At 53.1% G+C, this 25,587-nt stretch carries 15 protein-coding genes; 12 read left to right on the top strand and 3 right to left on the bottom strand.

What is annotated here, in order from left to right:
* Positions 1-114 precede the first annotated feature (114 nt).
* From MHH78_RS01350 to MHH78_RS01335, 4 genes are all read left to right on the top strand, one after another.
* Positions 115-1,380, top strand: a complete 1,266-nt coding sequence (locus MHH78_RS01350; protein ID WP_341166409.1) for a class I SAM-dependent methyltransferase — start codon at positions 115-117, stop codon at positions 1,378-1,380.
* A 3-nt stretch (positions 1,381-1,383) separates the two neighbouring features.
* Positions 1,384-3,993 carry a metallophosphoesterase gene (locus MHH78_RS01345; protein WP_341166408.1) on the top strand — a complete coding sequence of 870 codons (2,610 nt, stop codon included), beginning with the start codon at positions 1,384-1,386 and terminating at the stop codon, positions 3,991-3,993.
* Between the two features lie 171 nt (positions 3,994-4,164).
* On the top strand, positions 4,165-4,614 hold the full coding sequence (locus MHH78_RS01340) for a LytTR family DNA-binding domain-containing protein (protein WP_076077197.1): 450 nt from the start codon (positions 4,165-4,167) through the stop codon (positions 4,612-4,614).
* Complete coding sequence (locus MHH78_RS01335; protein ID WP_341166407.1) at positions 4,607-5,017, top strand: hypothetical protein; 411 nt, start codon at positions 4,607-4,609, stop codon at positions 5,015-5,017. The genes MHH78_RS01340 and MHH78_RS01335 overlap by 8 nt, the downstream gene beginning before the upstream one ends.
* A 93-nt stretch (positions 5,018-5,110) precedes the next feature.
* Here the strand turns inward: MHH78_RS01335 and MHH78_RS01330 are convergent, their stop codons facing one another.
* Complete coding sequence (locus tag MHH78_RS01330; protein ID WP_341166406.1) at positions 5,111-7,492, bottom strand: GH36-type glycosyl hydrolase domain-containing protein; 2,382 nt, start codon at positions 7,490-7,492, stop codon at positions 5,111-5,113.
* Positions 7,493-7,745: 253 nt separating this feature from the next.
* Here MHH78_RS01330 and MHH78_RS01325 point away from each other — a divergent pair, with 253 nt between their 5' ends.
* The 5 genes from MHH78_RS01325 (at position 7,746) to MHH78_RS01305 (ending at position 18,310) form a co-directional block, all read left to right on the top strand.
* A complete protein-coding gene (locus MHH78_RS01325) occupies positions 7,746-8,678 on the top strand; it encodes a GNAT family N-acetyltransferase (RefSeq protein WP_341166405.1) in 933 nt (310 codons plus the stop codon).
* A gap of 338 nt (positions 8,679-9,016) precedes the next feature.
* Positions 9,017-13,582 (top strand): S-layer homology domain-containing protein, encoded by a 4,566-nt coding sequence (locus MHH78_RS01320; RefSeq protein WP_341166404.1) that lies wholly within the window; start codon positions 9,017-9,019, stop codon positions 13,580-13,582.
* Between the two features lie 110 nt (positions 13,583-13,692).
* Entirely contained in the window at positions 13,693-14,835 is a 1,143-nt protein-coding gene (locus MHH78_RS01315) for a response regulator (protein WP_341166403.1), read from the top strand.
* A gap of 92 nt (positions 14,836-14,927) precedes the next feature.
* Positions 14,928-15,650, top strand: coding sequence for a GntR family transcriptional regulator (locus tag MHH78_RS01310; protein ID WP_036726328.1), 723 nt, complete (start codon positions 14,928-14,930; stop codon positions 15,648-15,650).
* Between the two features lie 275 nt (positions 15,651-15,925).
* The gene (locus MHH78_RS01305; protein ID WP_341166402.1) at positions 15,926-18,310 is read left to right on the top strand and encodes a phosphoketolase family protein; all 2,385 of its coding nucleotides are present in this window, start codon (positions 15,926-15,928) and stop codon (positions 18,308-18,310) included.
* Between the two features lie 42 nt (positions 18,311-18,352).
* On the opposite strand, the gene MHH78_RS01300 is transcribed toward MHH78_RS01305, so the two are convergent.
* Entirely contained in the window at positions 18,353-19,243 is an 891-nt protein-coding gene (locus tag MHH78_RS01300) for a TIGR03915 family putative DNA repair protein (RefSeq protein WP_341166401.1), read from the bottom strand.
* Positions 19,243-20,553 carry a putative DNA modification/repair radical SAM protein gene (locus MHH78_RS01295; protein ID WP_341170260.1) on the bottom strand — a complete coding sequence of 437 codons (1,311 nt, stop codon included), beginning with the start codon at positions 20,551-20,553 and terminating at the stop codon, positions 19,243-19,245. The genes MHH78_RS01300 and MHH78_RS01295 overlap by 1 nt, the downstream gene beginning before the upstream one ends.
* Before the next feature lie 193 nt (positions 20,554-20,746).
* On the opposite strand from MHH78_RS01295, the gene MHH78_RS01290 reads away from it, so the two are divergent.
* The 3 genes from MHH78_RS01290 (at position 20,747) to MHH78_RS01280 (ending at position 25,498) form a co-directional block, all read left to right on the top strand.
* Entirely contained in the window at positions 20,747-20,938 is a 192-nt protein-coding gene (locus MHH78_RS01290) for a hypothetical protein (RefSeq protein WP_036691301.1), read from the top strand.
* A gap of 310 nt (positions 20,939-21,248) precedes the next feature.
* Positions 21,249-24,035 carry a glycoside hydrolase family 3 C-terminal domain-containing protein gene (locus MHH78_RS01285; protein WP_341166400.1) on the top strand — a complete coding sequence of 929 codons (2,787 nt, stop codon included), beginning with the start codon at positions 21,249-21,251 and terminating at the stop codon, positions 24,033-24,035.
* A gap of 176 nt (positions 24,036-24,211) precedes the next feature.
* A complete protein-coding gene (locus tag MHH78_RS01280; protein ID WP_341166399.1) occupies positions 24,212-25,498 on the top strand; it encodes a glycoside hydrolase family 18 protein in 1,287 nt (428 codons plus the stop codon).
* Positions 25,499-25,587: the final 89 nt, after the last annotated feature.

Raw genomic sequence — 25,587 nt, 5'->3', positions numbered from 1 at the left:
AATCAGGAAATCCAACCATAACAGCGGCCGGAAGTCCAAAACTTCACCGAAGTGACGACTAAGCTTTAAGTTAGGTTTTGCTGATAATGAACGACCGACAGGAGGAAGACAATCATGGCTATTGTACAACTGAGATCAACGAACCCGCAGCTGAGCTTCATCATCCGCAAGAATCCGCAGAGCGGCATGCAGCTTCGCCCGGTCCGCCAGGGTATCGCTTACGGCTGGTATTCGGATGAGGCTACTTATAATGTGTATTTCAAGGATGCTGACAATGAGGTCTCCTATAAAAAGAACGAAGGCGAGAGCTTCGAGTACCTCAATGTCTCCCGCTATAACACCCCGTTATTCCCGCTGAATGCGGTGAATGAGTTCTTCTCTACCCCGTTCAAGGCGCGGGATGAGCGGGATGCGGAGGGGTATGAGCACTCTTTTACCATCCAGATGATTCATGTGGAGCGGCTGCACTACATCCGGTTCTTCGAGCAGCATCTGAAGGATTACACGTTCAACCTGGAGCATCAGGCACATAAGAGCTATTCCCTGACCATTACTACGCACAAAAGCATATACCACCTCCTGCATGTGGTCAGTGTGCTGTCCTTATTCTTATCGATCTTCGGGGATGAGTATATCGATATTTCGGACCGGATTCTGGACAAATATATCCGCAGTCTGAACGTGATGGACGTCCCCTTCTATATCCGCAGCCTGTTCGCCCGGAATCTCCTGAAGACCCGGGAGCAGTTCAAGCGGTACAAGGTGGCGGTTGAGCAAACGGAGCTGTATCCGATCGGTCTGGAGTATGGCAGCACAGCGATGCAGCGGCGAACGTTCATCTCAGGTGTGCTTCCGTTTGATAAGCCCATTCTGGATATCGGCTGCGGGGAAGGCTTCTACGCCATTCCGTATGCCGGGAAGATCGAGGGCGCTTATTATGCGGTGGACATCAACGAGGAGCTGCTGGAGGTCGTGAACCGGAAGGCAAAGGCCAAGGAGCTCGATAACATCGTAACCTTCCGCTCGCTGGAGCATTTCCTGGAGCTGTACAACGGAGAGCAGGTGGATGTCATTCTGACTGAGGTTGTGGAGCATATGAGTGAGACGGAAGCGGCAGCGCTAATCCGGCAGATCATCCGCCATATTGATTTCGGGCAGCTGATTGTGACTACGCCGAATGCCGATTTCAATCCTTACTATGAGCTGGAGGGCTTCCGGCATGAGGATCACAAGTGGGAAAAGGGTCAGGCGGCGTTCGAAGAGTGGCTGACTGCCACACTTCAAGGGCTGGGCGTAGAAGCCGAGTTCTCGCTCGTGGGTGACCGGGTAGGCGACATTCGTACTTCGCAGAGCGCGATTGTGCGCAGACAGGAGGGTTAGACCATGGACATTCAGACGAAGGTACACACGATATTCATGCTGGTGGGAGCGACGGAGTGCGGGAAGTCTACTTTTGCCAAAGAAGTGCTGATCCCCCAGCTCAGGCTTGCGGACAGCGCTACAGGTCTGCGTACGAATGTGCAGTACCTCTCCTCAGACCTGATCCGTCAGGAGCTCTTGGGCTACGATTACGATAAATACGACCAGGTCATGCTGGAGGCCAGCTCGCATACGTTCGCGCTGTTGTTTGAGCGGCTGAAGCGGGTCACCTCCTGGCCGATTAATGCGGAGTTTGTCATTATGGATACGATAGGTCTCGCCGAGGATTACCGCAGCAAGGTGCGGGCGATTGCCCAGGAGAACCAGTATAATCTGGAGGTCATTCTGTTCGATTACCGTAAGCGGGAGGATTATTATGCCTCGGAGCGCTCGAAGAAGCTGATCTCGGGCCACCTGAACCGGCTGCGCCGCGAAGTGCTGCCAGTGCTGTCCCGTGAGGGCTACCACAGTATTCATAAGGTGCGGGCGAAGGATTTTCTGCTGGAAGGTCTGGAAGGTACTGATGATTCGGGGGAAAAGCGGCCGAACCCGGATTACCGGGTGCACATTCAGGACTGGGAGGCGTATGCCGCTGCGGTGCTTCCGCAGGAGCAGGAATACATTGTGGTCGGGGACGTACACGAGTGTGTTCAAGAGCTGCAAGGGCTGCTGCGCAGCTACGGCTACCGGATTGAAGAAGGGAAGCTAAGCGCTACGGATAAGCTGAAGAATACACGGATCATCCTGGCGGGCGACTGGATCGATAAGGGCAAGCAGACCCGGGAGATCATCGAGTTCTTGTATAGCAATCGGGAGCATTTCTTGTTCGTAATAGGTAACCATGAGAATTTCATCTACAAGTACCTGCGGGGGGAGATCAAGGGGACTGAGCCGGAGCTGCTGAGAACCTATTTCGATTCCAATCAGGTATTACAGGAAGATGAGGAGCTGTTCCGTCAATTCTCCGTGCTGGTGGAGAGTGCGAAGCCTTTTTACCGTTATATAGGGATGCGGGGGCCATCCTTCTATGTGACCCACGCTCCTTGCCGCAACAAATACATCGGGAAGCTGGATGCGTATTCGCAGCGCCATCAGCGCAACTTCCGGCTGGACCGTGAGTCTGCGTACGAGCAGCAGCTCGACTTCCTGAAGGAGGAGGCGGAGGGGAACCATCCGTTCCATCTATTCGGACATATTGCCGCCAAGCAGACGTTCCGCATCAAGAACAAGCTTCATCTCGACACAGGAGCCGTGCATGGGAACGGGCTAACTTCTGTCCATATAACCTTCAAGCCGTTCTACAAAAGCCATAGATCCCGGCAGCAGCTATTGCCGGAAGAATTGCCGGTTCTCTTCCGCGAAGTGAGCACGGTCTCTATGGAGGAGCTGAATGCGGAATCCATGCGCAGACTGCACTATTCCTCGCAGAATAAGGTTAACTTCATCTCCGGGACGATGTCGCCAGCGGATAAGGATGAAGTAGCAGGCGAGCTGGAGTCACTGCGCAAGGGTCTGGATTATTTTGCCGGACGCGGGGTGTCTGAGGTGGTCCTTCAGCCTAAATATATGGGATCGCGCTGCACGGTGTATCTGTACCGGGACGTAGAGCATTGCTACGCGGTTAGCCGCAACGGTTATAAGGTCAAGGCTGTCGATCTAACGCCGGTCTATGAAGGGCTGCTGGACCGGTTCGGAACGTATATGGCGGAGCAGGGCATCCGTGTGCTGCTGCTGGACGGGGAGCTGCTGCCCTGGAAGGCGCTAGGGGAAGGGCTGATTGAACGCCAGTTCCAGCCCATTGGGCGGGCGCTGGAGAACGAGCTTGCGTTCCTGAGGCAGCACGGGTTCGAGGAATCGCTCGGTGAGCTGATCCAGGCGTATGAAGCCAGCGGGTTCGAGCAGGACCAGCATCATCTGACCAAAGAAGCGCTGAACACCAGCTACGGCGCTCACGTATACCAGACGTATAAGCATGTCCGAGGCATCCGGGATGCCTATGTGGGGCTTGACCAGCGGGACGAGGCGTACCGGGTGTATAAGCAGCAGCTGGAGCTGTATGCTGGGGATGCGGAGCTTGCGTATAAGCCGTTTGCCATCCTGAAGGAAGTGCTGGAGAGCGGGGAGGAACGGCTGCCTGAGGGAGTAACCTCGGAGCAGTACCGCTTCCTGAATGACGATGAGATCCTGGTGCTGGATCTGCAGGAACCGGAGGCTTACAGCCAGGCCGAGGAGTATTTCGCCTCTATTACAGTTGAGCGGAAGATGGAGGGCATCGTCATCAAGCCGGAGCGCGAGCAGCCGGGAGTGGTCCCTTACCTGAAGGTCCGTAATCCAGGGTACCTGTCCATTATCTACGGCTATGATTACCGGTTCCCGCACAAATATGCCAAGCTGATGAAGCAGAAGAACATCGTGCCCAAGCTGCGGATGTCTCTTGCCGAGTACCGATTGGGTAAGCAGCTGCTAGAGATTAAGCTGGAGGAGATTTCGGCTGACAACAGCACTTACAAGCAGATTGCCGCGAACCTGTTGTTCGAGGTGACGAAGGAGAAGGAGATCGATCCGAGGTTATAAAAGAATTCAGGTAGACTGCCGGGAAGCTTCCGGCAGTCTTGTTCGTGCGTCCGGCTGGCTGTCGGCAGCGCTCTGATGAAACAAAACGCCAGATTCCTGCAAGAAAACGCAGATTGATGGTCAAGACGCTTTTAGGATAATAATATGGGTGTTGAGAGGAGGCAGTGCCAGTTGGAGATTAGATTTGAAGCAGACAGCGGGATGGACCGGGGATTGGCCAAGGTCGTTACGCATCCGGCAGAACAGGAACAATGGAAACGCCTTGAGGCTGCCCTTCAGGCGGCAGAGAAGCGGATCACCGTCATCAATGCCCGCAATAACCGCCAGGTCACTCTGGAAGCGGGCAAGGTTGCAGTCATAGAGGCGGAGGGCCGGATGTGCAGTGTGCGGCTCATTACCGGAGAGATGTACCTGCTGAACACGAGGCTGAAGTTTGCGCTGGATGCGCTGGATGCGCCCGGGTTCATCAAGATCAACAACCAGACCATCATCAATACCCGCTATATCAAAGAATTCTCGGCAACCGCTAATGCGCGGGTGGAAGTCCTGCTGACGAATGATAGTTCTTATACGGTCAGCCGCTACTATATCAATCATTTCAGGAGGAGTTATCATGGCTAATCAGCTCAAGCAAGCATTCTTTCAGGTATTTACCCTTACTTCACTCTGGGTCACGCTGCTGTTAACGGTGTTCTTCAGGGATCAGCCAGTGGAGATGCTGTATCTGTGGCGTCTGGCGGGCATCGCCGCCATCGCTGCTGTGCTATTCGGCGTCATGTACAATGTGCTGTGGAATCACTTCACTCTGAAGCCGCTGTGGAATATTCTTATTGGATCGATTCTCAGTATTGCAGGCGGAATGGGCATGGTGTGGTTGTTCTCTGTCGAGATGTTCGATTCCATCAGTGCCTGGTGGCCTGGAATGCTGCTGTTATCCGTGATCCTGCATACGGTTGCGTTCTACTTCTATGCCAGAGCGAACAGCAAGAAGTCGGCAGAAGAGCTGAATAAGATTTTGAAGTAGCATGATGCGTGATGCCAAAAGAAGGAGAGCGCCCGCCAGGGCTGCTCTCCTTCTTCGTATATACACTATGCCGTTCCTTGGACCGGCTTGAAGCTAGCCCATCACAACCAGCACATCGTTCTCTGCCGCCATCCGGGACACAGGAATCAGGTTGCCCTGGATTTCTTCGCCATTGATCACGATGCGGGAGACGCCCTTCTGGACGCCGTGCTTGTTCTCCACCTGGATGTTCAGCTTCTTCCCGCGGAACTCGCGCACCATGGAGAAGTCGGTCCAATCCGAAGGGACACACGGATCCAGACGGAGGCCGTCCTTCTGCGGCTGAACGCCCATAATGCCCTCTGCCAGTGAGACCATGACGGTGGAGGCCGTGCCGGTCAACCAGTGGACATGGGCCCGGCCCTGGTACGGGCTGTCTTTGGACTCTACAAACTGGCCATGGACGTACGGCTCCAGCTTGCGGACCTCCGCATGGTCGTTCATGGTAGCAGGGCTGCAGTTCAGGAAATACTCGAACGCGCGTTCACCGTTACCAATCATCGTCTCTGCCAGAATGAGCCAGCCCTGCGGTTGACTGAAGATGCCGCCGTTCTCCTTTGTTGAGGCATTGAACAGCGCCATCAGTGCTACCGGCAAGCCATATTTGCGGAACGGCGGGTAGAACAGCATCGTGCCGTAGTCGGTCCGCAGATTGTCATAGACCTTGTCCATGGCGAGTTTGGCCTGTTCCGGGCGGGCCGCGCCGCTGAGCACCGACCAGCTCTGCGGATTGAGCCAGATCCGGCCCTCATCGTTCTCCCACGAGCCGATGGTATAGTTGTCCTCGGTGAAGCCGCGGACGAACTGGTCGTTCTCCCAGGCATACTTCTGGATATTACCGTCCAGCTCCTCCAGCAGACCTTGCGCCCATGCGGCATCCTCCGGCTTGTTCTTGTTCTCCGCGATGCCCATGAAAACCTTGAAGCCCATGTACAGCTGGAAGGCCACGAACAGTGATTCACCCTTGGCGCCAAGCCGCAGGCAATCGTTCCAGTCCGCATGAAGTCCAACCGGCATGCCGTGGGCACCCATCCGGTCGAGACTGAATTGAAGCGCCTGCCGCAGATGCTCATACACCGTTGCTTCGCCTTGATCTGAATAAGGAATGACCTCATCCGTGAAGTCCCAGTTCCCGCTCTCATTCAGGTACTTGATAACCGTCGGGAACAGCCACAGGGCATCGTCGGCCCGGTAGTGGGGATGTCCCGTCTCCCGCACATATTCAGGGTCGTCCGGTGTTCCTTCATGACCCGGATTATGGTCGAATTTCACCAACGGCAGCCCCCCGCCATTGGACACCTGGGCAGAGATCATCAGCCGCAGGCGTTCAAGAGCCATCTCATGGTCCAGATGGATAATGCCCTGGATGTCCTGCACCGTATCCCGGTAGCCGAGCCCGTTGCGCAATCCGGAGTACTGGAAGGAGGCAGCCCGCGACCAGATGAAGGTAATGAAGCACTGGTAAGCATTCCACGTGTTGATCATATGGTTCAGATTGCTGCTTGGGGTCTGCACCTGGAAGCGGTTAAGCTTGCTGTGCCAGAAGGTCTTCAGCTCTTCAAGCTCCCGGTCTACCACGGACAAATCCTGGTAGTGGCTAAGAATGCCGGAGGCTCCCTCTTCATCATATTGTCCCAGCAGGAAGGCGACTTCCTTCTCTTCCCCCGGCTGCAGCTCCACATTGAGCTGCAGGGCACCGCAGGCATTGGCATTATAGTTCAGCGAGTTTGAGCATTGACCGTTCTCCACGGAGAGCGGATTCCCGTAGCTGCGGTAATCTCCAAGGAACGTATCGCGGTCCCCGTCATAACCGGCCACCTCTGCTCCGGCCGCGCCGAAGAATCTCCAGGTTTGCTCTCCCGCGATGTTTTCATTGATGACTTGAAGAATTTTATCATGCTTGTAGTAGGTCCGGGAAATAAACAACGTGTATTGCAGGTTCACGGTATCTTGCTCATAGTTGTTGTCATTGGTGAATTCGGCGAAGCCGAAGAGGGCCAGCTTGCGAGCCGCAGTGCCGTCATTGCGGATCTTCATGCGCCATACTTCATAGGTCTTGTTCAGCGGTACGTAGTATAAGGACTCGGTATGAATGTTGTCATAATCTGAGACGATGTTCGTGTAACCGGTTCCATGATGGCAGACGGACTTGTATTGCTCCAGATCCTTTCCTACCGGCTGCCAGGAGCCGGACCAATAATCCCCGTTCTCCAGGTCTTTGACATAAATGTAGCGCCCAGGTTCGTCCTTGGAGTTGAAGTGATAGCGGATATGCCGTCCGTTGGCCCCGGATTTCACGAAGCTGTAGCCCCCGGCGTTACCAGAGATAATCGCACCGTATTCCGGCGAACCGAGATAGTTGGCCCAAGGAGCAGGCGTATTCGGCTTCGTAATCAGGTACTCTTTGTTCTTGTCGTCAAAATGACCGTATTGCATAACCATTCCTCCTCATGATAGATGGCAGGCAGGTCTGTGAACGCGCGTTCATAAATGACCGAAGAATCCCGCCCAATTCCATTATAAGACAGTTGTGGTCTGACAATATAGCCTATATTTGAGAAAACAACAAACAGTAGAGTCTTTTTATAGCAGTTTCCTATATTTGAATGGGCACGTGGCCTTGTTAAGATCAAAAGGAAGGTCTATGTGAGTGCAGCCGGATGGCTGGAGGTATAAGGAGGAGTGCACGATGAGTGTAAAGCAATGGTCTGAAGATACGATATCCTACGATTTAAATGGTGAATGGACTATCCGGAGAGCAGAGCCCGAGGAGTGGGGAGTATATTGCTCCGTCTATTATAACATGGAGTATAACGGTTTTTTTAGAGAGGAAAGCTATGCGAATCCGCGCAGGAATGCCTTTTGGATATACAAGGGGGAGAGTAGAATCGGCGGAGTTCGGATGTCACCGAATGTGATCTACCATCTCTTTGTAATCCCTCCGTTTAACGATTCATTCGGAATATTGAAGCAGCTTAAAAAGTTGTTGATTCAGTGGTCTGACCGGAAGGAACCGATACGGACCTATGAGGTTCTGCCGGATCAGGTTCACCTATACGCGCGGGCAGGCTTCTGGCCGGATGAATTCAGATGCCGCTGGATGCAGCGGCCTACAGAACTATTCCAAGTGGACTGGGAGGATGATCTGCGGATTGAAAGTCCCGAAGTAGAGGAGAATGAGGCCGGGGACAAGCGGTTTATTCTCACAGAAGAGATTGCCCGTTGTGACTTCGAGAGCTTTAGAGAGGGCTTGGATGCAACCCGGCGGAAGCAAACGGTTATGAAAGATTTCCTGCCTACTGATCCTAGTTACTCTAATGAAAAATTAACACAGGCCTCCACGCTGGTATTCGATAAGGCGACGGGACAGCTCATTGCCAATTGCCGGCTGTGTCTCCAGGATGATGTGGCCGCAGTCTATAGCATTGGCGTTAATCCGGCCTATCGTGGGAGAAGACTGGCTACACGTATGCTGCAAAGAGCCCTTACCACTCTGAAGGGGACTTATCCGCTGCTGAGATTGTATGTAATGGAGGGAAATGATGCGGAATCTGTGTACTATAATCTTGGGTTTAAGCCCGGGGTGCAGGAGGTTCAGAAGATGGTTATCCCGGTGAATTAACGAAATAAGCGATCCGCAAGATCAGCGAAGGCACCCTTAGGGGTGTCTTTTTTACTTTTCAAATGAACCGCAACACAAGGTTGGGAGGAAATTCGTAATTACGCAATGATCTTTGTCACAAAAAAGGGGATTTGTAGAGTTAATGTAGAGGACTGTCGGATAGTATTAGAAACTAAGAGATTATTATACACAACCTGTCGGTATCCGTATCGCACGATTTGGTGAACGCCTGCAAAGGAAGGGAGGATTTTACAGGTAATAGGCAAGCGGTCTATGAACAATAGGAAGTGTCGGCTGATCCCATAAAAGTCCCTTTAGATGAGGAGAACAAAAAAAAGATGACAACATCGAAGAAATGGAATAAAAGAGGTTCCCGTGCTCTGGCAGCCTCGTTGTCGATTGCGCTGGTTGCTGCCAACTTTGCGCTGGCCGGACCCGTGGCTCATGCGGCTGTAGCGGAGAATGATGGTTCGGAACAAATTTTTACTTCAGAGAAGTACCGGAGTTTCACCAAGGATTCCGGCGCAGTAAAATTAACATTCCCTGAGCTCTCTATCACCGCAGAAGCGGGTGAAATGATGTCAGGGGCTACGGTTGTCATTAACGGATATAAGTCAGGTGACAAGATTACATTCGTAACGGCCGGTACAGGAATTACAGCTACCTCCGGCGGGAACAACGGGGTATATATATTAAAAGGTGAGGCTTCGACCGAAGTTTATCAGAATGTACTGGAGAACGCCGAATTTACAATGACATCGCCAGGAGAGCGCAGTCTGACTTTCGGTCTTGGTCCTGTCCCGGCCTTTAATAAAAATGGCCATTTCTATGAGTATGTGGGAGAAGAAAACAGTATCACGTGGCCGAAAGCCAAGGCAGATGCCGAGAAGAAGAGTTATTATGGTCGCCAAGGGTATCTTGTGACGATTACCGACCCGGATGAGAACGCTTTTATTGCTGAAAAGGCGCAGGGGATTGGCTGGATTGGCGGGAAAGACATAGCCCGGACGGAAGATGCGAACGGTAGAGCCAACACGCGGGTCTTCACCTTGCAAAGCAACAAATATAACGGCTACGGCGATTGGCGCTGGGTGACCGGACCGGAAGGAAAGTTGGAGTACGAAGGCAAATCGGGCCTTCCCTTCTATAAAGGTTATGCCGCTCAAGGCGGCTTGAATGATTCCGCCAAGGTGACGGATGACACATATGGTCTTGGCAGTAACCATATCATGCACAATAACTGGGATGCTGGGGAGCCAAATGACGCCACGTTCGAACATGTAGTGCATATCTTTGCAAACGGTAAATGGAATGATTATCCAACTAGCGGTCAGGTGGTAAAAGCCTACCTTGTTGAATACGGCGGCATGCCAGGCGATTCCAACACCAGCATTAACACAACCATAACACTGGTGGATAAAACACCGCTGAAAACGGATGCCGGTGAAGCGCAGGGAATTCTCGACCTCGCTCCGCAGGTCTATACGAAGCAGTCTCTGGCCGTTCTTAAAAAGGCAGTAGATGATGCCAACGCTGTTCTTGAAGATGAACATGCTTCTCCTGAAGAGGTTGAGGCTGCCCGCAAGAGCGTGGCGGATGCGGTTGAGGGACTGGTGAAGCAGCCGCCTGTGGCTGACAGTGCGAGCTATACAGCCGGAAGAAACGATCAGGTATCCATAAAGTTTGACAAACCGGTCAAATTCAATGGAAACGATGCGGACCCTACAGACGACTTCAGAGTGACATTGGACGGAAAACTGGTTGATGTTACGAATGCTGTAGTATCGTCCGAAGATCCTAGTGTCATTATTCTGACTCTGGCCAGCCCGCTGGTTAATGACCCTGTGGTTAGAATCGAATACGATGACGCACAATCGGCAATCGAGGCTCAGACACCGGGGAAAGAGCCCGTTTCAGACTTTACCCTGATCGCGAATGGTCCATTCGGTGACTCTTTGCAGATCCAAGAACCTGCAAATGGAACCGAGGTATATGGAGCAGACTTCCCACTCCCGGTAAGCGGACAAGCTGCGCTGGACTCGGTAGTTACGGCTGCTGTCTATAATGTAGACGCCCATCCCGATGCCTATCTGTTTGACCTTGAGGTGGGAATTACTGTCACCGATAATGTCTACAAATGGGATACCAAGCTGCCGGGTCCGCTGGCACCAGGCTCCTACCATGTGGCGGTGACTTCGACTAAGACATTCGGCGATGAAGTAAGAACAGAAACGAAGCTGGTGCCGTTCACGGTACCGCAGCTGGAATTGACCCATGTGGCGGTAAACGAAGGCCAGCCGGATCACGCGGTACTGACTTTCAACCAACCTGTTGGTTCTGCGTTGACCGATGCTGACTTCACCGGGCTTACCGTCGATGGACGGAAAGTGATTGCTGTGAAGTCCGTACAGGGCGATAAAGTAGAAGTCGTTCTGGAGGAAGCGCTCGGTCCAGATGATGCGCTGATCGTAGGGTACGATCCCGCTGCCGGTAATGTTACGGCTGAAGGCAACGTTCTAAACGAATTGAAGCCGATCCAGGCCGGGGAGCAGTCAGGCATCACGAAGAATAACAATGTGATTCCGCTTCAGCTCGTTGCTGCTTATCCCGAAGCGGGGCAGCTCAAGCTGGTGTTTAATAAGCCGATCAACGATCTGACCGATCTGGCCGGATTCACTTACGGCGGCGTGCCGCTTCAGGCACCTTTTGAGATTAACGGCAATGAACTTATCGTTTCAATTCCCGCAGATCATAACGGCGGCATGCTCAGCTACGATCCGGAGCTTGGCAATGTAACGGAGAACGGCAACAAGAATAACCCGCTTACAGGATTGCAGCCGGGCATTGACCTAGGCGGGGATAGCAAATATATCGCAGACGGCGGCAAGCTGCCGGAGAACGGTCTGGGATTAACGGCAGGGGATAAGCCGGTATCGCTGAGTCCAGCCTTCCAGCCGGATGTACCAAGCGGCTATCAGGCGACCGTGCCTAATGAGACGGGTTCTATTGCGCTGAATCTTGCTCCGGCAGGAGACAACGATACGCTGCGCAAGGTTAGCTTGAACGGTGTAGAGGTTCCTGACGGAGACTGGAGCAAGCTGCCGCTTCAGGAAGGGCTGAACATCATCCAGGTAGATATTGTGGATGCGAAGCGTCCGGGCGTTAAGCTGGGGCAATACCAGATTCAGGTTATCCGCGCAAGCGGGAAGCTCGTATCGCTTGATCCTTCGAGCGGCACACTGCAGCCTGAGTTCAAGCCTGAAACTGCAAGCTATGATGTATCCGTAGCGAACAGTGTATATGAAATGTCATTCAAGCCGGTTACACTTGATCCGGGTGCGGTGGTAACACTCAGCATTGCCGGTGAAGCTCCGGTAGAGATTACGAACGGTCAATGGAGCAAAGCGCTCCCTCTAAAAGTAGGCAAGAATGAAGTTCTGGTTACCGTCAAGGATTCTGCTGGAAAAACGAACACTTATACGATAATCGTTACCAGACAAGAGCCTGTATCTTCAGGCGGAGGCGGAGGTTCCGCTCCGGCTCCAGCAGCTCCTGAAACATCCAAGACCGAAGTGATTCAGGTGGATGTGGCCATCGGCGGAGCCAATGCGGCTGGCATCACGAAAGTGCCGGTACAGCGTACCACTCAAAGCAATGGCATGATCACTGATCTGGTCCGCTTCACCAAGGATAAGGCTGAAGAAGCGGTGAAGATGGCGAAAGAGACGGGACAAAGTATTGCCCGTGTAGTCATCCCGGATGCGGCGGACAATGTCAGCGAAGTGAATGTCCAGATTCCGGCGGAAACCGCCAAATTGCTGAAAGAGAACGGCATTGTACTGGAAATCTATACGGAGAACGCAATTGTGCGTGTTCCGAATGAATCGCTGGAAGGCATCGGACAAGACTTCTATTTCCGGCTGGTGCCGGTGAGAAGTGCAACAGAGCGGAGTGAAATCGAGAAGAGAGCCACGCTTGAAGCTGTGGTCCGCGAAGTGGCCAAGGACAACAAAATCGAAGTGGTCGCCAGACCGATGACCATTGAGACGAACCTGTCCAGCAGGGCGGTAACCCTGATCCTGCCGCTAAGAGATGTGAAGCTGCCTGCGAATGAAGCGGCACGTAATGCATTCCTCGCACAGCTCGGTATTTTCATTGAACATACCGACGGCACGAAAGAGGTTGTCAAAGGCAAAGCGGTTACCTATAAAGAGGGACTGCTTGGACTGGAATTCTCGGTAAACAAATTCAGTACCTTTACGATTATTAACTTCAATAATCAGTCGCCTGCTACACATGTATCCTATATCGTTGGCTTCCCGGATGGTCAATTCAAGCCGGACGAACGGGTAACGCGCTCGCAGATGGCGCTCATGATTGCCCGGAATCTGGGCTATGATGCTAGTGCGGCTGTAGGTACTTCTCCCTTCCCGGATGTGGCTGTCCGCCATTATGCGGCAGCAGCCATTGCCTTTGTGAATGCACAGGGCGTGATGAAGGGGGATCCGGCCGGGAAATTCCGGGGCAATGCACCGATTACGAGAGCAGAGATGGCCGCTGCTGCTGCCAACTACCTGAAGCTTGCCGTACCGGCTGACGGAAAATCGGGCTTCAGCGATACCACTGGACATTGGGCTCAGGCGGTAATTGAAGCCAACGTGTCGGCAGGCCTGCTTAAGGGCTATCCGGACGGCAGCTTCAAGCCGAATGCTTATCTGACCCGTGCGGAAGCAGTAGTCATTGTTAATCAGATGTTTGACCGCGGCCCGCTCCATGGAGCAGATGCGGTGAAATTCCCGGATGTCTCCAAGAATCATTGGGCCTACCTGGACATCCAGGAGGCTGTCATCGACCATCAGTACCGGATCGACAGTGAACAGAAGGAACAACGGGTTACAGAATAAATGGATAGGGGTTGGAGGAGAGATCATTTCTCCTCCAGCCCCTAAATCATTAAATTTAAAGTATAATGGTTATAAAACCGTACCGATTTCCAGTTGCGAAGGAGATCCGAATGAGAGCAATCCTGATTGACGATGAAGAATTGGCACTAAAGGCTTTGGAACGCCAATTGCATGCGCTTGGGTGTTTTGAGATTATCGGCAAATATACCGATCCGCTGCAAGGGCAGCAAAAGGTAGAGGAGACCGAGACCGATATTGTGTTTCTCGATATTCATTTACCGGAGCTGAGCGGGATTGAGCTGGCGGAAAGGCTGCTGGAACGGAGACCCGATCTGCAGGTTGTATTCGTAACGGCATATGATAAGTATGCGATCAAGGCTTTTGAGCTGAATGCTCTGGATTATTTGCTTAAGCCGATTCATACGGACCGTCTGAAGCTTACAGTTCGGAGATTGAACGCTCAGCAGAAGCCTGGCCTGGCAGCCCGGGCAGCGTCAGCGCAGACAAGCTGGAGAATGCTGATGCTCGATGCCTTCCGGATCTACGAAGGGAGTCAGGAGCTTCCGTCACTGCAATGGAGAACGGCGAAGGCGCAGGAAATCTTCTTTTACCTACTGCATCATCGCGGCAAAGTGGTCAGTAAAGCTACCCTGATTGAATTGCTGTGGGCTGATTTTGATCCGAACAGGGCCTATCCGCAGTTATATACGGCTGTGTATCATATCCGCAAGATGCTGGAGCCCTTCAGCAGAGAACGGATTCTCCTGCAAAATACGGCGGACGGCTATCTGCTCAAGCTGAATGGCATCTGCCTGGACGTTGATGAGTTTGACCGCTTTATCCAAGCGGGGTTAGAGCTCTCGAATGACACCCTGCCCGAATACGAACGAATCCTGAAGCTGTTCAAGAGCGAATATCTGGAGGGGTACGATTATGTGTGGGCGGAGCTTGAACGGCAGAGATTCCAGCTGCAGTGGATTCGGCTGAAGCTGAATCTGGTCCGCTGGTATATGGGGAATGCAGAATATGAACAGGCCTTCAAGCATATTGAACAGGTCTGCACCCGCTATCCGTTAGAGGAGCAAGCGCAATTATTGTACATGCAAATATCGGATAGAATGGGCTTTCATTTTCTGGTGCAAAGACAGTATGTATTGCTGGAAACGGTCATGGAAGCAGAGGTTGCGGAGAAACCGAGCCGGGAGATTGTCAAATGGTATAGGGATTGGGACAACAAGCGTCAGAAAGGGTGAATCCGTGGATTCATCCTTTTTGCCCTATCTAAATTATGATATATTTAATCTTGAATATTTCGTTCTGCAAAGTTCCGGCGAAGGAGAACCCCATGACCCAATTTGTCTACAAGCAGATTATTGCTGACCTCAAAACAAAGATCTTTGCCGGGCAGTACGCCGATATGAAGCTGCCGGATGAGCGCAGTCTCAGCGAGGCGTATCAGGTTAGCCGCAGTACCATTAAGCGTGCGCTGATGAAGATGGAGAGCTCGGGCATTATTTTCAAGAAACGCGGCTCCGGCACCTTCATCAATCCGTTATACATAAAGAACGATTCGATCTTCAATTACGAAGGCTCTAATCTGGGGGTGTCGGATAACTTCCAGATGCACGGCAAGAAGCCGGAGATCAAGGTGCTAAGCTTCGAGGTCATCCGGCCCACGGAGGAGATTCAGCGGGATTTGTTCCTGATGCCCCATGATTTCGTGTATAAGATCGTGCGTCTGCGCCTGTTTGAAGGTGCGCCGTTCATGATTGAGACGGGATATATTCCGATTAAAATTGTGCAAAATCTCGACCAGACGATTATCGAGGGATCGATTTTTCATTATCTGGAGGAATCGCGCAATCTGGCGGTGACCAAATCCTTTTTGTCTATTTTTGCCGGGCCTTCACTGCTGAATGATCAGGAGCTGCTCCATCTTAAGGAGAATGAACCCGTAGGGATTATGGAGGGGATCTTCTTCCTGGATAACGGCACGCCGTTTGAGTTCTCGCATATGCGCTTCCATTATGAGTATCTGAAGTTTAACACGTTTGTATCTGTGCATTAACGGATGGACGGTGTAAATAGCATAACTGAGGTATAGCAGGCCGGGAGGAATCCCGGTCTTTTTAGCGTTTTTTAGTATAACAAATTAATCCATAATTATAAAAATAAACATCTTTTTGTGCGTGATTTGCAGAGGAATTCATACTATGTTCAAAATTTCACAATATTGGACCGTATTAATTTCTAAAAAGATTGAATTTCTGAAATGCCGATGTATGATGTAAATGTAGAAGTGATACATTCAATTTACAAAGAAAAATTTAGGGAGTGGAAGACATGGGATTAACAATCGAACAGGTGGATTATTCCTCGAAAACGTATCTGGCAAAGCTTGACGCTTACTGGCGTGCAACGAACTACATCTCCGTAGGCCAGCTTTATTTGAAGGATAATCCGTTGTTAAGAGAACCGCTGAAGGATGCAGACGTCAAAGTGAAGCCGATCGGACACTGGGGCACGATCCCTGGGCAGAACTTTATCTATGCGCATCTGAACCGCGTTATCACTAAATATGATCTCAACATGTTCTATATTGAAGGCCCGGGCCATGGCGGTCAGGTGATGGTATCGAACTCTTATCTTGACGGAACCTACACCGAAATCTACCCGCAGATCACTCAGGACATCTCTGGTCTGAAAAAGCTGTTCAAGCAGTTCTCCTTCCCTGGCGGTGTTGCCTCCCATGCAGCTCCTGAAACACCCGGATCGATTCATGAAGGCGGCGAGCTGGGTTACTCCCTATCGCACAGCGTGGGTTCGATTCTGGATAACCCTGACCTGATCTCAGCAGTCGTTGTAGGTGACGGCGAAGCAGAGACCGGTCCTCTGGCCGCTTCCTGGCTGTCCAACCGGTTCATCAACCCGATTACAGACGGTGCTGTATTACCGATTCTGCATTTGAACGGCTTCAAGATCAGCAACCCGACGATTCTGTCACGGATGAGCAGAGAAGAATTGACCGCCTATTTTGCCGGCAACGGCTGGGAAGCCTTCTTCGTAGAAGGCGAGAACCCGGATCTGATGCACCCGGAAATGGCGAAGGTGCTGGATACAATCGTAGAGAGAATTGCCGCCATTCAGAAGAATGCCCGTGAAAATAACGATACTGCCCGTCCGGTATGGCCGATGCTGGTCTTCCGCTCCCCTAAAGGCTGGACTGGTCCGAAATCGTGGGATGGCGTGCCGAACGAAGGCTCCTTCCGTGCCCACCAGGTGCCGATTCCGGTCGATCAGAAGAACATGAAGCATGCTCCGGCATTGCTTGAATGGCTGAACAGCTACAGACCTGAGGAACTGTTCGATGAGAATGGCCGTTTGAACGCAGATCTGGCTGAAATTCTGCCAACCGGCGACAGACGTATGGGCATGAACCCGGTAACCAATGCCGGCAAACTGATCAAAGACCTGCACAAGCCGAATTTCCGCAACTATACTCTCGATAATTCCGCTCCAGGCCAAGTGATTGCACAGGATATGGCGGTGCTGGGCAAATACCTGAAAGAGGTTGTTACGCTCAACGAAGAGAACCGCAACTTCAGAATCTTCGGACCGGATGAGACCATGTCTAACCGTTTGGGACCGGTATTCGAAGTGACCAAGCGTCAATGGATGGATGCCATTCAGGAACCGCAGGATGAATTCCTCGCTCCATACGGCCGTGTCATTGACTCCCAGCTGTCGGAGCATCAGGCAGAAGGAATTCTGGAAGGTTATGTACTGACCGGCCGCCACGGATTCTTCGCCAGCTATGAAGCGTTCCTGCGCGTGGTCGATTCGATGATCACCCAGCACTTCAAGTGGCTGCGCAAGGCTACAGATCAGACCTGGAGAGAAGACATTCCTTCCCTGAACGTGATCGCCACATCGACAGTGTTCCAGCAGGACCATAACGGTTATACCCACCAGGATCCGGGTCTGCTCGGCCATCTGGCTGACAAGAAGCCTGAATTCATCCGTGAGTATCTGCCGTCCGATGCGAACAGCTTGCTGGCTGTGTTCGACAAGATCCTGAATGACCGCCAGAAGATCAACCTGATCGTATCCTCCAAGCATCCGCGTCCGCAATGGTTCTCGGCTGACGAAGCTCAGGAGCTGGTGGACAAAGGCCTTAAGATCATTGACTGGGCCAGCACCGACAAAGGCGGAGAGCCGGATCTCGTTATCGCTTCTTCGGGTACCGAACCAACTATGGAAGCCTTGGCTGCCATCTCGATCCTGCATGAGAAGCTGCCTGAGCTGAAGATCCGCTACATCAACGTGGTCGACCTGCTGAAGCTCAGAAGTCAGAAGCTTGATCCGCGCGGCTTGTCTGACGATGAGTTTGATCAATTTTTCACAAAAGATAAACCGGTCATCTTCGCCTTCCACGGCTATGAAGGCCTGATCAAAGACCTGTTCTTCGACCGCCACAACCATAATCTGCATGTGCACGGCTACCGTGAGAATGGCGATATCACTACACCGTTCGATATGCGTGTCCTCAACCAGATGGACCGCTTCGATCTTACGAAGGAAGCTGTGCTGAGCCTGCCGGAAGCAAGCAAATACCAGGCCATCGCTGACGAGATGGACGCCATGGTGCAGAAGCATCACGCGTACATCCGTGAAGAAGGCATCGACCTTCCAGAGGTTGAGAGCTGGGTATGGAAGGCTTTGAACTAAGCTCTAGATGATCGTGTTATTTCATTAATAATATAGTAGGCTTCAATTAAGGAGCGCTCCGGTAGTCATGTTGATGGCTGCGGAGCGCTTTTTGTCCAATGATTGGAGCTGGATTATGGTCTCCGGGACCTCCGGCTGCAATACCTTCTTCCGCTGCGCCGCGGTGCGTACAGGGGCACCATTACTCCCATTCATCTCCAACATGTGCTTCCAGTAGTGCTTCGGCATCTTCGAGGAACGCAGCCGGTCATTGCGGCGCTCCTTGATGCCGATGGCATGATAGAAGCCAGTCCATAAGCGGCGGTACGCTTCCTCCGTCTCATCGGGTTCGGGCGGGGTCCAACCGTTTAGAGGCACGATGGCCACACGCCCGGGCTCATGAATCAGCGCAGCCCCATGGGTCTGGTCGTAGATCATGAAGCTCTCCTCCTGGAACCGGTCGCAGAAATGCTCCCGGATCACAGGCAGCACATAACCCTGAGGCTCAATCACTGCGGCCATGACCGGGCCGTATACGGAGAAGCGAACGAAGCCCGTATACAGATGCGCTTCATGCCGCAGCTGCTGGACAGCCTTCATCAGCGTGTTAACGGTGTCATCCGCCAGCATATTCATCACCTTGCGGCCATGCTGGAAGCCGAGATACAGGAAGTTCAGCAGCAGCATCTCCTTATCGGGGGCGCAGCTCCAGAAGCCCAGACGCACCAGCTCCTCGGCTTCGCGGCTGATCCGAAGCGGCAGGGACTTCAGTACTCGTGCGGCCTTGTCTTTGTCGGTCTCAATCCATTTCGCTTCCAGCAGCAGGCCTATTTCCCCGCCTTCAGCATGAATCGCCAGCGGTTTCTCCTTCCAGGCATAGCTCTCAAATACACAGCACAGCAGACCCTCGAAGCTTCCGTCATAGGTGTACGCCAGTGCGGACGGCTTGAACATCAGGCCTTCGCTCCTTTCTTGAGCAGGTCCCAACCATCTGCTGCCGGAAGGGCCGACAGGTTAAAGTCGTCGAACAGCGTGAGCTGCTCCACCTGCGGCTGCTGGAGAGCGAGCTGCTCCCCGGACATGAGCGAGCGAAGCAGGGTATGCTCGCTGACCTTCAGCCCTTCCAGCGGTTTGTCCTTGCAGGTGATGAAGAACTGGGCACGCTTGAGGACTACTCCCAGCTTCTTCAGCGCATGGAAATCGAGCGATCCGGCCCGTCTGGCCTTCACGATCCGCTGTGCACTTCTTACGCCGATGCCGGGTACACGCAGCAGCATTTCGTAAGGGGCGCGGTTGATCTCAACGGGGAACTGCTCCCGGTGGTTAACGGCCCAGCTGCATTTGGGGTCCAGCAGCGGGTTGAAGTTCGGCACGGCCTCATCCAATAATTCATTCGCCTTGAAGCCGTAGAAGCGCAGGAGCCAATCGGCTTGATAGAGCCGGTGTTCCCGCAGCAGCGGCGGTTTGGTGTCTAGTGCGGGCAGGAGGGAATCCTCCACCACCGGGGTGTAGGCGGAGAAGAAGACGCGCTTGAGCGAGTATTTACGGTATAGGCCTTCCGTCAGATTAAGGATTTGGTAATCCGTATCAGGCGTTGCCCCCACAATCATCTGGGTACTCTGTCCAGCCGGAGCGAAGCGGGGAGCATGGTTATACTTGACGATATCGGAGCGGTTCTCCTTGATCCGGCTGGTAATCAGCCCCATCGGCTTCAGGATGGATACCTTGCTTTTATCAGGTGCGAGCCGTCCGAGGCTCTCCTGCGAGGGCAGCTCGATGTTGACGCTCATGCGGTCGGCAAGCAGACCAAGTCTGGACAGGAGGGCTTCGTCTGCTCCGGGGATGGCTTTTACATGAATATAACCGTTGAAATGATAGACATTGCGCAGCAGCTCAAGTGCAGCAATTAACTGCTCTGTAGTGTAGTCCGGATTGCGCATAATGCCTGAGCTAAGAAATAGTCCTTCTATATAATTACGGCGGTAGAATTGCATGGTGATATCTGCGATCTCTTCGGGGGTGAAGGCCGCCCGGCGAATGGGGTTAGATTTGCGGTTGATGCAATAGGCACAATCATATACACAACCGTTGGTCATAAGCACCTTCAGCAGCGAGATACAGCGCCCGTCCGCCGCGAAGCTGTGACAGATGCCCATCGGAGAGGTGTTGCCGAGCGCCCCGGCCTGGCCCTTGCGGTCGGAACCGCTTGAAGTGCACGCCACATCATATTTGGCGGAAGCGGTCAGAATCTCTAGTTTCTCCATTACATCCACGGTCTCAATCCCCCTCATATGTGAGCATTATATACCGAACGTATGTTCTTGTCAAAAGTATCTCCCCCTTCTTGGCCGACTGTAAAATGTATGCGCATTCCTTCTTGTGCTATAATAGAAACTGATGGTTCATGGAATGAGGAATCATACGGTTATTGAAATTCGGGTTAGGAGTGTTGCTGAAGTGAGAGGATATAACATATGGCGGCCCATCATGCTGATTGCGGTTGCGCTGCTGACAAGACAGTTAGTGACAAGTGTGTGCCTGATGTTCGGCATGTCGCAGGAATCGGCAGGCAGTGTAGCCATGCTGGGCATGATCGTTGCTGCTCTTATTATGTACAACCGCATGATGAAGGGCCGCCGCCGCAGATAAAATAAACAGAAGATCCGGCCGTATCTCTTCAGGCGGAGCGGATTGCATAGGAACAGGCTTGAAAGACGCCCGCACAGGTGTCTTTTTATTTTAGAACTGTCTTTTTACTAAAAAAATTTATGCAGACAGGTGCGCATCCCGGCGATCCGGCAAGCGGTGCTTGAATAATCTGGCTGGAGCTTATATTCTTAGAAGGATATGCTATATGAAGGACCATAGAGATTCAAGGTAACGTATATTCCCTGCAGGGAGGGCGTTATCTATAGAATCAACCCACAGCATGGGAAATGAACATACAGGAGGAAACCAATTGAGTACACAGAACATTGGAGTGCCGTTAGAGGGTTTTGCAGAATTTAGCCGGACGGTAGCCGCAGAGGGTGCGGTACTGCTTAAGAATGAGGGACAGGTGCTTCCGCTGGGTGACAGTGAGAGCGTCGCTGTTTTTGGCAGAATACAGGTGAATTATTACCGCAGCGGTACAGGATCGGGCGGTAGCGTTCACGTTGCATATACGACGAATCTGCTGGATGGACTGCGCAGCAAGAAGAACATTAGCGTGAATGAAGAGCTGGCTGCTGCCTACGAGGCCTGGATCGGGCTTAACCCGTTCGATGACGGCGGCAAGGTATGGGCTGCGGAGCCGTGGAACCAGAAGGAAATGCCACTTACGGACGAGCTGGTGAAACAGGCAAGAAGCCAGTCAGCCAAAGCGGTTGTGGTCATTGGACGTACGGCGGGCGAGGATCAGGATAATGCCGATACTGCAGGCAGCTACCGGCTGACGGAAGATGAGAAGGCGATGCTTGTCTCGGTTACGGCTCATTTTGAACAGACGATTGTGGTGCTGAACGTATCCAACATTATGGATATGAGCTGGGTAAATGACGCCGCTTATGTGAACCCTATCTCTGCAGTGATCTATTCCTGGCATGGCGGCATGGAGGGCGGCCACGCGATCGCCGATGTTCTGGCCGGAGAGGTTACGCCAAGCGGCAAGCTGACGGATACGATCGCCTACTCTATTGAAGACTACCCGTCCACCAAGAACTACGGCAATGAGTTCAAGAATCTGTACGAGGAAGATATCTATGTGGGCTACCGTTATTTCGAGACCTTCTGTCCCGATAAGGTTCAGTATGAATTCGGCTACGGGATCTCTTACACGACCTTCAAGCTGGAGCCGGAGGAAGCGAAGCTGGTGAACCAGGCGGGCGAGCCGCAGATTGAAATCGGCGTCACCGTAACGAATACGGGAGCCGTATATGCCGGTAAAGAAGTAGTGCAGGTGTATGTTGAAGCGCCGCAAGGACTGCTGGGTCAACCGGCCAAAGCGCTGGCAGCCTTCGCTAAGACTAAGCTGCTGGAGCCTGGTGAGTCTCAGCGCCTTACTGTAAGCTTCCCGCTCCATTCCATGGCTTCCTATGATGACGCCGGAGTGACCGGGCACGCTTCCGCTTATGTGCTGGAAGCCGGAACCTACCGCTTCTATGCAGGAACCAGCGTCAAAGCGGTATCAGCAGTGCTTCTGGATGGACAAGAAGGCTATGTGCTGGATGAGCTTAAGGTCGTGGAACAGCTGCAAGAGGCTATGGCGCCTACCGAGAGCTTCATGCGGATGAAGCCGGGTGCCCGCAAGGCAGACGGTTCGTATGAGCTGGTCTCCTCCGAGGTGCCGACGCGTAAGGTGGATCTGGCGGAGCGGATTGAACGTAATCTGCCGCAGCAGCTTCCGCAGACTGGCAATCAGGGATATACCCTGAGAGATGTCCATGACGGAAAAGTTAGCATGAGCACCTTCATTGCCCAGCTAAGCGACCAGGATCTGGCGGCGATTGTCCGGGGCGAAGGCATGAGCAGCCCGCTGGTCACTCCGGGTACGGCATCGGCGTTCGGGGGCGTGAGCGACAGTCTGTTCAGCTATGGCATTCCGGTTGCAGCTACAGCGGACGGCCCTTCCGGCATCCGTATGGACAGTGGGGCTAAGGCAACACAGGTATCGATTGGAACCCTGCTGGCCGCTACATGGAATGCGGAGCTGGTGGAAGAACTGTATGTTATGGAAGGCCAGGAATTATTGCGCAACCAGGTGGATGCGCTGCTGGGACCGGGGCTGAATATCCGTCGCAGCCCACTCAACGGGCGTAACTTCGAATATTTCTCCGAAGATCCGCTGATCTCGGGGATCTTCGCTGCCGCATGCACACGCGGAATTATGAAGGGCGGCTCTAATGCGACGCTGAAGCATTTTGCCTGCAACAACCAGGAGAAGCACCGCAGTAAGGTCGATGCTGTCGTATCGGAACGCGCGCTTCGTGAGATCTACCTGAAGGGCTTCGAAATCGCAGTCAAGCAGGGCGGAGCCAATTCGATCATGACCTCCTACAATCCGGTGAACGGGCATTGGGCGGCTTCGAATTATGACCTCAACACCACGCTGCTTCGCGGCGAATGGGGCTTCCAGGGGATCGTCATGACCGACTGGTGGGCGATCATGAACGATGTGGCGAACGGAGGACCGGCAGACCGTAAGAATACGAACTGGATGGTCCGCGCCCAGAACGATCTGTACATGGTCGTTAGTAACTATGGGGCAGAGGTTAACGCTTACGATGACAATACGATCGCATCTCTGGAGAATGGTACGCTTACCCGCGGGGAGCTTCAGCGCTCAGCGATCAACATCTGTGAGTTCATCATGAAGGCGCCGGTTTTCTCCAGAAAGCACGAGATTATTGAAGCGGTCGATACGTTCAAGGCTGATCCGGCTATCGGGGCTGAGCAGGCGCAGGTGCTGAGCGAGAACGCACAGGTAACGCCTGCTGTGTCCGGGCCGACTTACATTCAGGCTGACGAGGCGGGGCAGTACCGCATTATTGTCAGCATCATGTCTCCTGAGCCTGAGCTTGCGCAGAGCGCCTGCAACCTGACCCTGAACGGACAAGCGGTAACCACCATTCAGACGAACGGAACGGAGGGCCGGTGGATCAGACAGAAGCTGGTCAAGGTTGAACTGGAAGCCGGACGGTATGAGCTGAAGCTGGACTTCGTCAAGCCCGGCCTGCAGATTGAATGGATTGAATTCAAGCGGGTATAACATCAGGATCATTGATAGCATGAGCAGCAAGGCACCCTCCGGGGTGTCTTTTTTTTGCAAATACAAGAATTTACATGCTAAGGGGTTGTCCTGATATCCGCCTGATTCCGCATACCCGCAGGGCCGCCGAATAAAATAGAGATAAAACGGCTACTATGAAGGGATGGCAGGAACGTATGCAAATACATGTAGTGCAGCCGGGCCAGACGCTGTATGGCATTGCGCAGGCCTACGGAGTAAGCACTGATACGATAACTGAGGCGAATCAGCTCTCTGCGCCGGGAAGCCTGGTGGCAGGGCAGGCGCTGGTAATCCCGATTGCCGGGCAGTATTATTGGGTGCAGCCGGGCGACAGCTTCTACAGCATCGCCAAGCGGTTCGGCCTGAAGGCAAGCGAGCTGGCGGAGGTGAACGGGCTGACGCTGAATCAGCCGTTACAGGTCGGACTCCGTCTGTACCTTCCACCTGGACCGAGGCGGCAGGCGGAAGTGAACGCGTATGTGGAGCCCCGAGGGGAGAGTGTCTCCCAGCCGCTGCAGAATGCTGCGCGTGAGGCTGCTCCTGAGCTGACGTATCTCGCACCGTTCAGCTTCCGGATCAAGCGGGACGGAACACTGGTCCCGCCGCCTCTGGATGGCCTTGCCTCCATTGCTGCAGAGCATCAGGTGACGCTGATGATGGTCGTGACGAATCTGGAGGATGCCCAGTTCAGCTCGGAGCTCGGGCGCATTATTCTTAATGATCAGGAGGTTCAGGACCGGCTGCTTGAGAACATCATCGCGGAAGCGAAGCGGCTGAACTTCCGGGATATCCACTTTGATCTGGAGTTTCTCCGGCCGGAGGACCGTGAAGCGTACAATTCTTTTCTGCGGAAAGCGGCAGAGGTCGTTCATAAGGAGGGCTTCCTGCTGTCCACCGCCCTTGCCCCCAAGACCAGCGCGTCACAGGTTGGGGCCTGGTATACGGCGCATGACTATAAGGTCCACGGCGAGGTGGCTGACTTCGTCATTATTATGACGTATGAATGGGGCTATAGCGGGGGGCCGGCGATGCCTGTCTCGCCAATCGGGCCTGTCCGTCAGGTGCTGACCTATGCAGCAAGCGAGATGCCCGCCGGTAAAATCATGATGGGCCAGAATCTGTACGGTTATGATTGGACGCTGCCTTTTGTAGCAGGGGGGCAATATGCGAAAGCGCTCAGTCCGCAGGCGGCCATTGATCTGGCAAGGAACCGGAATGCAGCCATTCAATATGACTATAGAGCCCAGGCGCCGCATTTCAATTACACCGATGACGAGGGGCGGCAGCATAAGGTATGGTTTGAGGATGCCCGCTCGATTCAGGCCAAGTTCGATTTGATCAAGGAGCTCAGGCTGCGGGGCATTAGCTACTGGAAGCTGGGCCTGCCTTTTCCGCAGAATTGGCTGCTGCTTACGGATAACTTCAAGGTGGTAAAAAAATAGACCGGAGACCCTGCTGCCAGCGGCGAGTAAGAAGCTCTACACCAAAACGGATGTGCCCATGCGAAATAGCGGCACATCCGTTTTTTTGA

It is taken from the genome of Paenibacillus sp. FSL H3-0333 (genome assembly GCF_038002805.1).
Lineage (GTDB): Bacteria > Bacillota > Bacilli > Paenibacillales > Paenibacillaceae > Paenibacillus_AQ > Paenibacillus_AQ silagei.
The sequence above is the reverse complement of the archived record's forward strand: the minus strand, read 5'-3'. Positions and strand labels throughout refer to the sequence as shown.

Excerpts from the sequence above, each read along its gene's own strand:
- MHH78_RS01310 (WP_036726328.1), top strand. The coding sequence starts at position 14,928 with ATGACCCAATTTGTCTACAAGCAGATTATTGCTGACCTCAAAACAAAG.
- MHH78_RS01280 (WP_341166399.1), top strand. The coding sequence starts at position 24,212 with ATGCAAATACATGTAGTGCAGCCGGGCCAGACGCTGTATGGCATTGCG.
- MHH78_RS01325 (WP_341166405.1), top strand. The coding sequence starts at position 7,746 with ATGAGTGTAAAGCAATGGTCTGAAGATACGATATCCTACGATTTAAAT.
- MHH78_RS01295 (WP_341170260.1), bottom strand. The coding sequence starts at position 20,553 with ATGGAGAAACTAGAGATTCTGACCGCTTCCGCCAAATATGATGTGGCG.
- MHH78_RS01350 (WP_341166409.1), top strand. The coding sequence starts at position 115 with ATGGCTATTGTACAACTGAGATCAACGAACCCGCAGCTGAGCTTCATC.
- MHH78_RS01315 (WP_341166403.1), top strand. The coding sequence starts at position 13,693 with ATGAGAGCAATCCTGATTGACGATGAAGAATTGGCACTAAAGGCTTTG.
- MHH78_RS01305 (WP_341166402.1), top strand. The coding sequence starts at position 15,926 with ATGGGATTAACAATCGAACAGGTGGATTATTCCTCGAAAACGTATCTG.
- MHH78_RS01300 (WP_341166401.1), bottom strand. The coding sequence starts at position 19,243 with ATGTTCAAGCCGTCCGCACTGGCGTACACCTATGACGGAAGCTTCGAG.
- MHH78_RS01345 (WP_341166408.1), top strand. The coding sequence starts at position 1,384 with ATGGACATTCAGACGAAGGTACACACGATATTCATGCTGGTGGGAGCG.
- MHH78_RS01335 (WP_341166407.1), top strand. The coding sequence starts at position 4,607 with ATGGCTAATCAGCTCAAGCAAGCATTCTTTCAGGTATTTACCCTTACT.
- MHH78_RS01330 (WP_341166406.1), bottom strand. The coding sequence starts at position 7,492 with ATGCAATACGGTCATTTTGACGACAAGAACAAAGAGTACCTGATTACG.
- MHH78_RS01320 (WP_341166404.1), top strand. The coding sequence starts at position 9,017 with ATGACAACATCGAAGAAATGGAATAAAAGAGGTTCCCGTGCTCTGGCA.